This is a genomic window from Pseudomonas silensiensis (genome assembly GCF_050434865.1).
GTDB classification, from domain to species: domain Bacteria; phylum Pseudomonadota; class Gammaproteobacteria; order Pseudomonadales; family Pseudomonadaceae; genus Aquipseudomonas; species Aquipseudomonas fluorescens_W.
In genome coordinates this window covers 101068-115693 of the sequence record NZ_JBNDJH010000018.1, presented here as the reverse complement: position 1 = coordinate 115693, position 14626 = coordinate 101068, and the positions used below count along the sequence as shown (strand labels likewise).

6 protein-coding genes are annotated in these 14626 nt (G+C 61.3%); 4 read left to right on the top strand and 2 right to left on the bottom strand.

Annotated features, from left to right (window positions below; all coding sequences use genetic code 11):
- Position 1 precedes the first annotated feature (1 nt).
- From QF010_RS23585 to QF010_RS23575, 3 genes are read left to right on the top strand one after another with little or no spacing between them, the layout of a single operon-like run.
- Complete coding sequence (locus QF010_RS23585; RefSeq protein ID WP_429534052.1) at positions 2-1552, top strand: LTA synthase family protein; 1551 nt, start codon at positions 2-4, stop codon at positions 1550-1552.
- Positions 1545-2156 (top strand): GNAT family N-acetyltransferase, encoded by a 612-nt coding sequence (locus QF010_RS23580; protein ID WP_429534051.1) that lies wholly within the window; start codon positions 1545-1547, stop codon positions 2154-2156. Before QF010_RS23585 ends, QF010_RS23580 begins: the two co-directional genes overlap by 8 nt.
- Positions 2153-3652 (top strand): capsular polysaccharide export protein, LipB/KpsS family, encoded by a 1500-nt coding sequence (locus QF010_RS23575; RefSeq protein ID WP_429534050.1) that lies wholly within the window; start codon positions 2153-2155, stop codon positions 3650-3652. The genes QF010_RS23580 and QF010_RS23575 overlap by 4 nt, the downstream gene beginning before the upstream one ends.
- On the opposite strand, the gene QF010_RS23570 is transcribed toward QF010_RS23575, so the two are convergent.
- Positions 3647-4996 carry an aminotransferase class I/II-fold pyridoxal phosphate-dependent enzyme gene (locus tag QF010_RS23570; RefSeq protein WP_429534049.1) on the bottom strand — a complete coding sequence of 450 codons (1350 nt, stop codon included), beginning with the start codon at positions 4994-4996 and terminating at the stop codon, positions 3647-3649. The genes QF010_RS23575 and QF010_RS23570 overlap by 6 nt on opposite strands.
- Positions 4997-5004: 8 nt before the next feature.
- The gene (locus tag QF010_RS23565) at positions 5005-12582 is read right to left on the bottom strand and encodes an SDR family NAD(P)-dependent oxidoreductase (RefSeq protein WP_429534048.1); all 7578 of its coding nucleotides are present in this window, start codon (positions 12580-12582) and stop codon (positions 5005-5007) included.
- Positions 12583-12911: 329 nt separating this feature from the next.
- Between QF010_RS23565 and QF010_RS23560 the strand changes: the two genes are divergently transcribed.
- Positions 12912-14477, top strand: a complete 1566-nt coding sequence (locus QF010_RS23560; protein WP_008157303.1) for a methyl-accepting chemotaxis protein — start codon at positions 12912-12914, stop codon at positions 14475-14477.
- Positions 14478-14626: the final 149 nt, after the last annotated feature.

The window sequence follows — 14626 nt, the reverse complement described above, 5'->3', positions numbered from 1 at the left end:
CTTGAACAGTCCTTTTACCTGGGTCATCGCTGGCGGGTTTGTCCTGACCTGTCTTCTCGAAGCGTTGCTGATTCCGCGCCCGACGTTGCGTCGTCCACTGCGCAACTGGCTGCTGCATGCCGGGGTGTGGCTGTTTGCGGTGGCGGTGCTGTACACGATCACCGGGCGCCCATATTTCAGCGCGGTGAACGCCCTCGCCTTGTGGCTGCTGATCGTAATGGTGAGCAACGCCAAGTATCACTCACTGCGTGAACCGTTTGTGTGTGCAGACTTTGAATACTTTAGCGACGCGGTGCGTTTTCCACGCCTGTACCTGCCCTTCTTCGGCATCGCCAAGACCATCGTGCTGGCCTTGGCGTTTATTGCCTATCTTGCGTGCGGACTGTATTTCGAGCGTGCTGCCCCGCAGGCGTTACACGTTGGTCTCGAGACTCTGGCAAGCGCCGTGCTGTTGCTGATTCTCGGCGGCATCAAGCCACTGCAACCGACTTACGATGCCAACCTGGATTTGACCCGCTGGGGTCTGGCCGCCAGTTTGTGGACCTATTTTCACGCAGCACGACGCAAGGTCGCTATCGAGCAATTGCACTCGCCGTTCGCCCTCGATCCGCGTCAGGCGCCCGCCACGATGGGCACCGTACTGCCGGATCTGGTGTCCGTGCAGAGTGAGTCGTTTTTCGATATTCGCCGGTTGTGGCCGGGCATCCGCGAGCAGGTGTTGAGTCACTACGACGTGTTGCGCGGTGAAGCGCTGGCACACGGTCGCCTGCAAGTCGCGGCCTGGGGCGCCAATACCGTGCGCACCGAGTTCGCCTTTCTTACCGGGATTGCAGGTGACAAGCTCGGCGTACACCGCTTCAACCCGTATCGCCACCTGGCGCGCCAAGGGTTACCGAGCATTGCCGCCGAAATGAAACGCAAGGGCTACCGCACCGTGTGCATTCACCCGTACGACGGTAGTTTTTACGGTCGCGACCAGGTGCTGCCGGCGCTGGGTTTTGATGAGTTCATCGACCAGCGCAGCTTCAACGATTCACAAAAAGCCGGGCCGTTCATTGGCGATTGTGCGGTGGCTGACAAGATCACTGAATTGCTCAACGACAGCGCCCGCACTCAGCCGTTGTACATCCACGCAGTGACCATGGAAAACCACGGCCCGCTGCAACTGGAAACCGTCGATGCCGCAGAATTGCCGACCTGGTTCGACCGCCCGCTGCTGGATGACCTGCGCGATCTGGCGCCGTACCTGCGGCACGTCAGCAACGCCGACCGGATGCTCGGCCAATTGCGCGAGTGTCTGATGTCGCGGTCGACCCCGACCGGGCTGTGTTTTTTTGGCGACCACGTGCCGATTCTGCCCCAGGTGTATGCCGCACTCGGTGCGCCGGATGGCGATACCGACTACTTCATCTGGTCCAACAAGGCGTTCAGCAGCCGCGCGGCCACGTCACTGGCGGTCGAACACCTGGCCAGGACGTTCGTCGACCAGCTGTGTCGTGCCAAGACGATCAGCAAACCGCTGAGCCACGCCCAGACCGCCCTCCATGACTGAGATTGCCCTAGAGCCGCTACGAATCGTCCTCGGCTCCGGTTTGCCGGAGCGCAATGAGGCGATTGCGCGGCTGATCACCTCGGGGCGTAGTTCGCTGGCCTTTATCCTCGGTGATGAAGCCTGCCGCTATCGGCTGCTGGTCCGGGCGATCAATTGGGACCGGATTCTGATTGCCTATCGCGGCCCCACCGCGCTCGGTTATGTCGCGTTCAAGCACCATCGACGCGGACCGTTCTCGCCAGGTTTCGGCCCTTTCCGGGATGAGTTCGGCCGTCTTCGCGGCGGTGTGCGCTACCTGCTGTTTATCATTGCTGAATACCGCGAGTGGTATTACGGGTTCTACCTGTATGGCTTGCACGTGATCAAACCGGCACGCCATCAAGGCGTAGCCACCGCGCTGCTGACAGAGACATTCAGGCAAGCCCGCCAAGCAGGCTATGACAGGGTTGAACTTGAGGTTCAGGTGAAAAATCGGAGCGCCCAACAGCTCTACATTCAGCAAGGTTTCGTCCGGGGGCACACTACACCCATGAATTGGCTCGGCCGGTTGCTGCCCTTCCCTGCGGTGGTGAACATGCGCCGCTCACTGAAGTCACAGCCATGAAGCGCGACAAACTGAATCACTCGCTGGTCGAAGGGCCGGGCTGGATCGGTATCATGTCCCAGTGGGTCATGTGGCGGGTATTTCACCTGACCGAATTTCTCGACCCCGAAGGCAAGCCGTCATGGCTGTGGCGGCGTGGCACGAAAAAGCCCAAGGGTCTCAAGGCGATTTCCGGGATTGGCTACAAGCGCTCGTCGGATCACGCCCGGGTGCTGTGCAATCGCTGGGACATTCCCTACATCGCACTAGAGGACGGTTTTCTGCGCTCCTCCTCCCTCGGGGTCGAGGGCGATACGCCGATGTCGATGGTGGTCGATCCGATTGGCATTCATTACCTGGCGAATCGTCCTTCACTGCTGGAAAACATCCTCCAGCAGCCGCAGCAGCTGACAGCCGACGAACTGGCCACCGCCAACGAGCTGATAACGCTGATGCGCAGCAGTTGCATCGGCAAATACAACAACGCACCGGACCTGAGCGACGATGACCCATTGGGTCGGGACACGCCGCTGGTGCTGGTGGTGGATCAAACCTACGGTGACTTTTCGATTCCGGGCGGCGGTTTGTGCGAGGCCGATTTCATTCGCATGCTCGATGCCGCACTGGCCGAAAACCCCGGTACCGACGTCCGCGTAAGGATTCATCCGGACTGCATGAGCGGGCACAAGAAAAGCTGCTTGCTCGACGCGGCGAAGGCGCGCGGCGTAACGCTGGAAAGTCGCCCGGTGTCCTGGGCTTCGCTGGCACGGCGGGCCGCGCGCGTGTACATCGCCACCAGCCAGGCCGGGCTCGAAGCCCTGATTCAGGGCGTGCCGGTGACGTGCTTCGGGCTGCCCTTCTTTGCCGGCTGGGGTTTGACCGACGACCGTCTTGCCATCCCGCGCCGGCAGGCACGACCGACCCTTGAGCAACTGGTCGCTGCGGCCTACATCCGCTATTGCCGCTACGTTGATCCGTTGACCGATCAGCGTTGCGACGTCATGACCGTGGCCCGTCAACTGGCCCGGCAAAAACATCAGGATGCGCAATTTGCCGGCTCACTGACGGTGCTCGGCGTGCCTCGACGCCAACAACCGGCTATTCGCAACTTACTCAACAGCCGCTGGGGCCGGGTGAAGTTCACCCGTGACAACACCGAGCTGATGACGCAAGTGGCTCGCGAGGACGGCAAACTGCTGGTCTGGGTTGCCGGTGAAGCGGCAGATTTGCACCAGCGCGCCGAGGCGCACGGCGTACCGCTGTGGCGCATCAGTCCGCACGTTTTGCAGGCACCGGGACGCCGCGCACCGGCCTCGCTGGTGGTGGATCGCAGACCGCACCATTCAGTAGCCGGGCAGCGGAAAATGGGGCTCGACGCAGATGTGCAGCGACTGGTGCACGTTCGCGGCATGCCCTGCAGCCCGGAACACAGTGCGTGTCCCGAGACTGGCCTGCTCGACAGCTGCGCGCGTTATCGACAGATCCGACGCTACCTCAAGGGCATGCTCGGCCTATAGCTTTTGCAGTTCCTGCGCCACGGCACTGACGGTTTCGGCGATTTGCTCCGGCGTGTGCAGGCACGATACGAAGAACCGGACACGGGCCGCTTTCTCCGGCACGGCCGGGTGCAGGATCGGCTGGGCGTTGATGCCCCGACGCGACAAGGCCCAGGACAATTGCGTGGCTTTGAGCGAGCTGCCGGTAATCACCGGGATCACCGCCAGCCCCGTGCTGGTGCCGGTGTCCAGGCCCGCCTCTTTGGCCAACTGCAAAAATTGTTGGCCCCGCGCCTGAAGCGTCGCCACCCGCTCACGGTCTTCACGCAGGCAACGCAAGGCGGCCAGCGCCGCGGCGGCCACCGGTGCAGGCATGCCGACGCTGTACAAAAAACCCGGCGCAAGAAACTTCAAGTGCTCGACCAGCGCCGCTTCGCCGGCAATGTAGCCGCCACAACTGGCCAGGCTTTTACTTAAGGTGCCCATCCAGATATCCACGTCACCGCCGGCCAGGCCGAAGTGTTCGCGGATGCCTTTGCCCGTCTGCCCCATGACACCCAGCGAGTGCGCCTCATCGACCATCAAAAACACCTTGTGTTTTTTCTTCAGCTCGACAAAACGCGGTAAGTCCGGGTAATCACCGTCCATGCTGTAGATGCCTTCAAGCACCACCAGCACGCGTTCGAAATGTTGGCGCTGATCGCTCAGCACCCGGTCGAGGGCTTCCCAGTCGTTGTGCGCAAAACTCAGGCGTCGCGCGCCGGACAATTGCACACCTTGCAGCACGCTGTTGTGGATCAGTTCGTCATGCAGGATTAAATCCCGCGGGCCGAACAGGTAACCGATGGTCGTCACGTTGGTCGCATGACCGCTGACAAACGTAATGGCGTCTTCCACTTCGTACAGGTCGGCCAGCTCGCGCTCCAGCTCACGGTGGATCGGCCGGTCGCCCGAGACCGGACGACTGGCGGACACCGACGTCCCGTAGTGATCGATGGCCGCTTTCGCCGCCGCTGTCACCGCCGGGTGTCCGGAGTAACCCAGGTAGTTGTAGCTGGCGTAATTCACATAACGGGCGCCCTGGATCACGGTTTCCGCGCCCGCCAGGCCTTCATGCAATTTGAAGAACGGATTGGTCAGCCCGAAACGCGCCGCGCCGTCGAGCATGATCCGCAGCTGCTGATAGCCGGGGTGCTGATCGAAACGATAAAACTGTTCCGGCACGCTATGCACCGCGCCGTTCACGCCCTCCAGCGAAGGTCCTGGCGCGACATTAGTCGTCTGGCGCAGGCGCCGCTCCAAGGCTTGCTGGATCAGCTTGTCTTTCATAGAAGCGGCAAGCCCTGGGGAGGATTTATTGGTCATAGTCCGAATCAGTTAATCAAACGAGTGAGGTTGGAATCCTGGCCATTGAGGCCATCGCTCAATTGCGCAATGTCCTCCCGGGACAGCTCCGCGCCGTGACGCGACAGCGCATCGGCTGCACGCGATTGCAGCGTGTCGGCGCTGACCTGTGCCGCGTCATGCTCCTGGTTGCCGCGTAACAGTTCGAGAATCCGCCCGGTCAACTTGGCGATGCTGGAGGTTTCGCTCAGTTCCATCACCGGCAGGCGAATCCCGAAGCGTTCCTCAACTGCGACCACCAGCTCGACGCTCATCAACGAGTCCAGCCCCAACTCTTGCAGGGGACGGGTGATGTCGAGTTTGTTGGTCGGCAAGCGCAGGATTTCGCTGATTTCCTGTTTGAGCATTTCACCAAACAGCTCCGTCAGCTCCTGTGCGTTCAGCTCGACCAGCAAACGCTGGATATCGTCGATGTCACTTTCCTCGTCCTGTTCACCACCATTGAGACGGGCCAGTTCGCTGAACTTCGGCGTGTTCGCAGCCGGTAGGAAGCGCGACAGCGCTTTCCAGTCGAGCTCCAGCACGCCGAGGCCGGAACGTTGCTGCAAGAGCAGTCGTTCGAGGGTGTCCAGCGCCACTTGCGAGAGCAACGCCGAGCCACCCATGCGACTTTGCAGGGCGTCTTTGATGTCCTCGTTTCGCGCGAGGAAACCCGCATCGTCAATGGCGCCCCATAGCACGCTGGTCGCAGGCAAACCGAGAGCCAGGCGATGGCGGGCCAGGGCTTCGAGCCAATGGTTGGCCGCAACATAGTTGGCTTGACCCGGGTTGCCGAACAGCGTGGTTGCGGAGGAAAACAGCACGAAGAAGTCCAGCGCCAGGTGTGCGGTCATTTCATGCAGGTATTGCGCACCCTTGGCTTTGGGCTCAAGTACCCGCTGTACTTGTTGTGAGGTCAGGTTGCGAATCAGCCCGTCATCGAACACCGTGGCCGCGTGCACAACACCGCGCAACGGGTGGTCACCGGCTTCGATGCGCGCAATGACCGACTTCAGTTGCGCGGCGTCGGTGATGTCGCACGCCAGCGCTTGAACCTTGATGCCCTGCTCGCGCCAGACCGCGAGCATCGGCTGCGCTTCTTCGGTGGCGGCGCCACGGCGACCCAGCAACACCAGATGGCGAGCGCCTTTTTCCACCAGCCATTGCGCGGTGCGCAGGCCGAATCCGCTGAGACCACCGGTGACCAGATAGGCGCCATCGGCCGACAGCTGTAACGCTGGCGGCTGAGCCGCCGGTGCGCTGAAGACATTCTGAATCAGTGTGCGATAGGTAACGACGATCTTGCCGATCTGCCGCGCCTGCTGCATGTAGCGGAACGCTTCGACGACTTCATTGGCATCGAAGGCGCGGTATGGCAGCGGCGTGAGGAAGCCGTCCTGGAACAACCCCATCATTTCGCTGAACAACCGACGGGTCAGCTGTGGACGCTCACTCATCAGTTGATCGGCATCGATGCCGAAGTAGCTGATGTTGTTGCGGAACGGCCGCAGGCCAATCTTGGTGTTCTGATAGAAATCGCGCTTGCCGAGCTCAAGGAAACGCCCGAATGGTTTGAGCACTCTCAGGTTGCGGTTGATCGCCTCGCCCGCCAGCGAGTTGAGCACCACGTCCACCCCCCGGCCATCGGTGATTGCCAGGATGTCGTCGGCATACGCCAGCGATCGGGAGTCGAATACGTGCTGGACGCCGACCAGGCGCAGGAAATCGCGCTTCTCGTCGCTGCCGGCCGTGGCGTAAATTTCGGCGCCGCACCATTTGGCGATCTGGATGGCGGCGATGCCCACACCACCGGCCGCGCCGTGGATCAGGATCTTTTCGCCAGGCTCAAGCCGCGCCAGGTAATGCACCGCGTAATAGACGGTGAAGAACGTGCTCGGAATGGTCGCCGCCGCTTCGAACGACATGCCTTCAGGAATGCGCGCGACCGCGTTGGCATTGGTCACCAGACGGTTGGCGAAGCTTGACGGACCGAACCCGACGACGCGCTCGCCCGGTTGGAAATCTCCCTCGACCAACGCGCCTTTACCGCAAACCACACCGGCGAACTCAAAGCCCAGGGTCGGGCCCGAAAAGCCATTTTCAATGGCCTCATCGGAGAGCAGACCGAGGGCATACATGACGTCCCGGAAGTTCAAACCGGTGGCCTGGACTTCGATGTCCAGTTCATCACCGGCCGGTACCAGCGGTGGTCGGGTCTCCCAACGCAAATTGCGCAGCTGACCCGGTAAATCAAAGCCAAGTTTGACCTGGGCGGGCGCATGCTGGAGCGGGTCACCCGGCACGTCATTGGGCTGGATGCGCAAACGGGCGACGTAGCGATCACCAGCGGCGCTGATCGCCAGTTCGGTTTCACCGTCGGCCTGCAACAGCGCTGGCAGCAGTGCTTCGACACCTGCGTCGGTGGCCAGGTCGAGCAGGCGCACGCGGCAACCGACGGCCTCGTTGGCCAGGGTTCGACCGAAGCCCCACAAGGCTGCATCGGCCAGCCCTTGCACGGTGCTTTCGGTTCGAGCGCCAAGGGGCAGCAAATGAACGGCGGCGCCGGAGGTCAGCAACCAGCAATCCGGCGCGATACCTACGGCCTCACAGGCCTGAGTGATCGCGGCGGCCAGCATGCAACGGTCAGCCTGAGCCTCCAATCCTTGCGTGGCGAACAGGCCGGCCAGCATCACCACGTGGTGCGGTGCGGCGCCGGTCAGACGCAATTGGTCCGCCAACCCCGCGGCAGAATCCGGGGCCAGCAGCGCAACGTCCTGGCCATGCTCGCGCAAGGTCGACGCCAAGGCGCGGGCAAATGGCGCGTCCGCCTCCTGTTCGCTGGCCACCAGCAACCAGTTCTGGCGCGCAGGCTCAGCGTCAACTTTAAGGGATTTTGGTGTGTGCGCAGCCGCCAGCAACCAGTAGCTGCCGGAAGCCGTGTGAGGGATCAGCTCCAACGGCTCGGACACGGCGAGGCCATGACGCTGCAATTCCTGTTGCCAGAAACCTGGACGCTGCTGCGCCGACAGTCTTTGCTGTCCGTACCCGGCCAGCCACCAGGACGGTTGTGCGCCGAAGGTAAAGTCCGCCCAACGCGCGGGGTGTTGCGCCAACAACAGCAGTTCACCGTGAGCGCAAAGCCGTGTCGCCACGTGTTGCAGGCCTTGGTTGACCGCTTCCAGCGGCGCCAGGTCAGTAGTGACCAGCACCAGGTCGAAATCGTTGCCCGGTACCTGTGGCAATTGCGCGAAATCGGCCAGGGTCATGATCTGCAGGTTGGCAAAGTCCGCCTGGAGCATCGACACCTGGTCAATGTTTTCCGCGCAGCACTGATAGTCGATGCGGTCGAAGTCCAGCGTCGCCGCGAGGTCGGCGGCCAATGGCACACCGTCAAAACCCAGCTCGAGAATACGTAGGCGCTGGCCATCAGGCAGCACGGCCAGGCGTTCGGTGATGTGCGCGCGCAGGCTGCCGAGCAAGGCGTGATAGCCGGCGGCGCCGAGCACCTGACGGGCCAATAGCGCCGGCGAGGTTTCCCGTGGCAGTAGTTGCGCGATGCTCACTTGCCCGCTCAACAGCGCCAGCAGGTGCACGCCGATGCGGCCGACCGAATGAATGATCTGGAAGTGTTCGGGATAACTGCGGAACAGTTCCTGCCAAATGTCTTGCGCGCTCGCGCGCTCGCCTTGATCGGCCACTTGCCAGCTGCCTTTAGTGGTCAGGACGAGGCTGCCCTCTTCCACAGCCAGCGCCAGCAAATGATCGAGGTAACCCGAGAGCGCGTACGCCTCCGGGCCCCAGCTCGAACGCTGCTGCAGCGTGAGTTCACCACCAAGTTGCTCGATAGCTTCCCACAGGAAACTGCCGCACAGGTTGTCGAGCAGCGGGTCGATTTCATCGGCATAACGGACCAGCGCCGGATCGTGCGCAATCGCGGCAATCTGTTGCTGCAAGGTCGCGCCCAACAGCGAACCCGTCAGCGGCGAACGAGGGCCAGCGACGGGATAGGGTTTGGCAATCCCGACGAAGTCCACCAGTTTCAGATCGCCGCTGCGATCCTTGTGCAGGCGCACACCCCGGAAACGCGCGTCCTTGATGCAGATGACCGCGCGGCCTTCGGCGTCGTACAGGGTGAAGTCAGCCAACAGCGAATGTTCCGAACGGCGCACTAGCCGGACCTGAGCCAGGCACGGCGGCAGGCTGCCCGCCGCGAACGCGATACGTCCGAGTTTGACCGGTATGAACGCCAGGCCCTTACGGCTTCTGGTGTCGCTGCTCAACAGTTGGGTGATCAACTGGAAAGCGCTGTCGAGCAATGCCGGGTGCAAATGCAGGCTCGTGAGTTCCGCCTCGATCAGGCTCGGAACGGTGAGCCGCGCCAACACTTGATTATCGTCAATCCAACCGTCCGCAACCGCCTGATAGGCCGGGCCGTAATTGAGACCGACCGCACGGGTCAGCGCCAGATGATCCGCCGAGGTGAAGTCCGTTGCGCGGCTCGGCAAGGCCGGCGCGGTGCCGGCGAGCAAACCGCCGCGGGCTTCGCCAGGAAATCTGGCGATCACATGCTGAACCCACGGTTCGGCCTGGGCCGTGCTGCGCGAAACAATGGACAGCGCACCGTCGGTGCTGTCGACCACTACTCGGACTTTCTTGCTGGAATCGGCGTGCAGCAACAGCGGGCTGTGGATTTCCAGCTCTTCGATTTCCACGTACTCGCCCGGCTGATACTGCAATGCAGCGGCCAGCGCGACCTCGGTGAAACCGGCGCCAGGGAACAACACCGCGTCGCCGACCATGTGGTCGCCCAGCGATGGGAACAGCTGGGTGTCCAGGCGATTGTCCCAGGTCAGTTCATGCCCAGGCAGCGCGTAGCCCAACAGCGGATGAACGCGCTCGCGCTGAAGGTGACCGGAAGATTCGGGTGTTTCCGGGTGCCAGTGATGCTCGCGTTGCCAGGCGTAATTAGGCAACTGCACGAATCGACCGGTATGCGGGAACAGACAGTCCAGCTGAATGTCCACGCCGGCGATCAAGACTTTGGCCACAGTGCGGTCGATTAGCTGTGGGGTTTCTTCGCCACGCAGGTTCGTCGCGATCACGACGGCTTGCCGTTCCTGACGGCTGTGCGCGTCGGCCACGTACGAACGCAGAATCGGGTGCGGACCGACTTCCACGAACACGTTATAGCCCTGCTCGGCGAGCTTTTCGGTGGCGGACTGGAACAGTACCGGCAAGCGGATGTTTTGCCACCAGTACTCGGCGTCCAGTCGCTCACCGGCCAGTTCGTCACCGGTCACGGTCGAATACATCGGAATGCGCGACGGCCCCGGCACCACATCGCTCAACACGTCGATCAGCGCATCGCGGATCACGTCCATGGCCGGCGAGTGGAACGCGTAATCGAGGCCCAAACGCCGAACGAAGACCTGACGCTCGGTCAGCGCTTGTTCCAGAACGTCCAGTGCGGCTTGCGGACCGGCGACGGTGGCGCCCTTGAAGCTGTTCTCACCGGCGACCACCAGATCGTGGTGCAGGTTGAGCGTTTGCAGCAGGCTGGCGGTGTCTTCGCCGCTGAGACCGACCGCCGACATTTGCCCGCTGCCTTTGGTCAATCCTTGCAAACGACTGCGGTGGTAAATAACCCGCGTGGCGTCCTTGAGCGTCAGCGCACCGCAGGCCCAGGCGGCGGCGACTTCACCCACGCTGTGCCCAGTGACAGCCATCGGCAGAACACCTTTCGCGGCCAGCATCCGCGTGATACCGACCTGCAATGCAAACAGCGCCGGTTGAGCAATCTCGGTCAATTGATAGCGGTCTTCGCCATTGTCGCCGGCCAGTTCCGCCCGTAGCGAGTAACCCGCCAGCGGTTCGAAAATGGCGTCCACCTCGGCCACGGCCTGATGGAACACCGGGTCGGCGAGCAACGACTTGCCCATGCCTTGCCACTGCGAGCCATTACCGGAATAAACGAACACCGGGCCTTTCGGTTGCTCCAGCGCCAGACCGCTTTCGAGCACCGCCGACAGGGTTGGCACCCCGGGATCTGTCGCAAAATCGAGCAGTGCCTGAGCACTCTGTTGAGCATCGGCGCCAAACACCACGACCCGCTGCGGATGCACATCACGACGCACCAGTGACTGATAGGCAACGTCGTAAAGGCTTCCCTCGCCAAACTCGGACAAAAACTCCGCGAACTGCTCCGACTGAGCGGCCAGACCTGCGCTGTCCTTGGCCGCCACAATCAGCGGCACAGGGTGATCAGTCGAGGCTGGTGCCTCATCGGCCTGCGGTGGACTTTCCAGAATAACGTGCGCGTTCGCACCACCAAAACCGAACGAATTGACCCCGACCACTAGTTTGCCGGTGGGCTTGAGTGCCTGAGTTTCGGTGACGACCTGCAAGTTGAGGTCGGCGAACGGGATATTCGGATTGAGCCTGGTGATGCCGATGGTGGCCGGCACCTGGCGTTTAATCACACAGAAAAGCGCCTTCATCAAACCGGCAACACCGGACGCGGCTTCAAGGTGGCCAATGTTGCTTTTGATCGAGCCGATCAGCAGCGGCTGGTCGGCAGGGCGTTGCTGGCCGAGCGCTTCGCCAATGGCGCGGCTTTCAATCGGATCGCCGACCGGTGTGCCGGTGCCGTGCGCCTCAAGGTAATCGATCTGCGTGGCGTCGATGCCGGCCGTAGCGTAAGCCTGTGTCATCAGTGCAATCTGCGCCTCGGCACTCGGTACAGTCAGACTCGACTTGCGGCCATCGGTGTTCGCCGCGGTGCCGGCTACGACGGCCAGGATCTGGTTACCGTCCGCGACCGCCTTGTCGTAATCCTTCAGATAGAACAGACCAGCACCTTCGGACCGGACATAACCGTCAGCGGATTCATCGAACACATGGCATTGGCCTGTGCGCGAGAGCATCGACGCCTTGGAAAAAATCAGGAAGCCGAACGGATGAAGGTGCAGGCTGATACCACCGGCCAGCGCCTGTTCAATATCACCGTTCTGAATCGCCTGGCACGCCTGGTGAAACGCAATCAGAGAAGACGAGCACGCCGTGTCGATGGCCATGCTCGGACCTTGCAGGTCGTAGAAATAAGAGAGCCGGTTGGCCGCAATGCTGAAGGTGTTGCCCGTGGCGGTGGCCGCTTCGATCGCCGACAAGTCATGCGCCAACCTGTAGCTGTAATCGACACTGGCAATGCCCAGGTAAACGCCACAATCGCTGCCGCGCAGGCTCGAAGGCTTGACGCCAGCGTTCTCGAACACTTCCCAGCCGAGCTCGAGCAACAGGCGTTGCTGAGGGTCCATGATCGCGGCTTCGCGCGGAGAAATATTGAAAAAGCCTGCGTCGAAGGTGGAGATATCGCCAAGCGAGCCAGACGCGAATGTATAGGACGTCGCTGGGTTGGCCTTGTCCGGGTGCAGGAACTCGTCCTTGGACCAGCGTGAAAAATCTGCTTCGGTGATGAAGCTCTGCCGATCTAACAGGTGCGGCCAAAAAGTTGCAGAAGTAGAGCCTGGAAAACGGAACGCCGTCCCTATGATTGCAACTTTTTTACGCATTGCTACGAGCCCTTTTCATACCCAACCTTTTTCCAAGGATTGGGCAACAATCAACTTCCATTAATTTAAATGCTGGAAAACCGGCGACACCTTATAAAGGTCGTGTCGCTAAAATCCTGCTTGCACCCAGCCAACGTCCTACATAAAACAGCGGCGAATCATACGCGCCCAGTCCCCTGAGGGAAACCTGAATAGCTCAACCGTTGGGAGAGCCAGGCCCCATCAGCGAAATGCAGAAAATGTGAGACCCACGTCCGATTAATAAAAAAAATTCAATAAATTCGCGGCGCAGCCGACAACTTCTGAAAGCCTTGCGGATTGAAAAAGCCATGCGTAACAACCAGCCCATTACACAACGCGAACGGACCTTCCCGGCTCAGCAACGGTTGATTTCCACCACCGACGCCAAGGGCGTGATCACCTACTGCAACGACGCCTTCGTTGAAATCAGTGGGTTCTCTCGAGAGGAACTGATCCGTGCACCGCACAACCTGGTCCGTCACCCTGACGTCCCTGCCGCGGTGTTCGCGCACATGTGGGGCACACTGAAACAAGGCTTGCCATGGATGGGCATTGTCAAGAATCGCTGCAAGACCGGTGATCACTACTGGGTTAACGCCTATGTCACGCCGGTTTTCGAAGGCAATCAGGTGGTCGGTTACGAATCGGTGCGGGTCAAACCCACCGCCGAGCAGATCCGCCGTGCCGAAGCGCTCTATCAACGCATCAACCAGGGCAAGTCGGCGATTCCTTCGACGGACAAATGGCTGCCGGTGCTGCAGGACTGGCTGCCATTCATTCTCGTCAGCCAGCTGAGCTTCATGATCGGTGCGTCGCTCAATTCCCAATGGGGTTTTGCGTTGGCCGCCGGCCTGTCGGTGCCATTGGGCCTGTTGGGGCTGAGCTGGCAACAGCGTGGTCTCAAGCGTCTGCTGCACCTGGCCGGGCAGACCACTTCCGACCCGCTGATCGCGCAGATGTACACCGACAGCCGCGGCGCCCAGGCGCGTCTGGAGATGTCGATCCTCAGCCAGGAAGCCCGCCTGAAAACCTGCCTGACCCGCCTGCAGGACACCGCCGAGCACCTGAGCGACCAAGCGAAACAGTCCGACACCCTGGCGCATAGCAGCTCCACTGGTCTGGAACGCCAACGTGTCGAAACCGAGCAAGTGGCCACCGCTGTCAATCAGATGGCCGCCACCACTCAGGAAGTCGCCAGCCACGTGCAGCGCACGGCCGATGCAACTCAGGAAGCCAATCGCCTGACCGGTCGCGGCCGCGACATCGCTGGGGAAACCCGCGAAGCCATCCAGCGCCTGTCGGTGGTGGTCGGTGAAACCGGCCTGACCGTGACTCAACTGGCCAAGGACAGCGACGAAATCGGTGGCGTGGTCGATGTGATCAAAGGCATCGCTGACCAGACCAACTTGCTGGCGTTGAACGCGGCAATCGAAGCCGCTCGTGCCGGCGAGATGGGGCGTGGCTTTGCGGTGGTGGCTGACGAAGTCCGTCAACTGGCGCAACGCACCAGCGAATCCACCGGGCAGATCCACGCGTTGATCGCCAAGCTCCAGCAAACCGCCAGCACAGCGGTGCAAACCATGGAAGCCGGGCATCGCCAGGCCGAAGAAGGTGTGGCGCGGGTACTGGAAGCGGACCAGGCACTGGTGGGGATCAGTGAAGCGGTGGCCAACATTACCGACATGACCACCCAGATCGCTGCGGCGACTGAAGAGCAAAGTGCTGTCGCCGAAGAGATCAGCCGCAACATCAGCAACATCTCGCACCTGGCGGATCAGACGTCGGAACAGGCGCAACACTCGGCGTTGTTGAGTGAAGAACTGACGAAGACAGCGAATACTCAGTATTCGTTGGTGGAGCGGTTTAACCGCTGATTGTTGCTAGAAGCTGATACTCGGAGTGTGAGGGTGGATAGGGTTTGAGATTTGTATCGTCTTGAAAATCCAACCCAACCCTCTCCCCACAGGGGAGAGGGAGAAAGGGAGCCGATCCTTGTCGTTTCCGGAGCCTGAGTTCGACTCGA

Bases quoted from the DNA above. Each gene is read 5' to 3' on its own strand.
- QF010_RS23580 (WP_429534051.1), top strand. From the start codon at position 1,545: ATGACTGAGATTGCCCTAGAGCCGCTACGAATCGTCCTCGGCTCCGGT.
- QF010_RS23575 (WP_429534050.1), top strand. From the start codon at position 2,153: ATGAAGCGCGACAAACTGAATCACTCGCTGGTCGAAGGGCCGGGCTGG.
- QF010_RS23570 (WP_429534049.1), bottom strand. From the start codon at position 4,996: ATGACCAATAAATCCTCCCCAGGGCTTGCCGCTTCTATGAAAGACAAG.
- QF010_RS23565 (WP_429534048.1), bottom strand. From the start codon at position 12,582: ATGCGTAAAAAAGTTGCAATCATAGGGACGGCGTTCCGTTTTCCAGGC.
- QF010_RS23560 (WP_008157303.1), top strand. From the start codon at position 12,912: ATGCGTAACAACCAGCCCATTACACAACGCGAACGGACCTTCCCGGCT.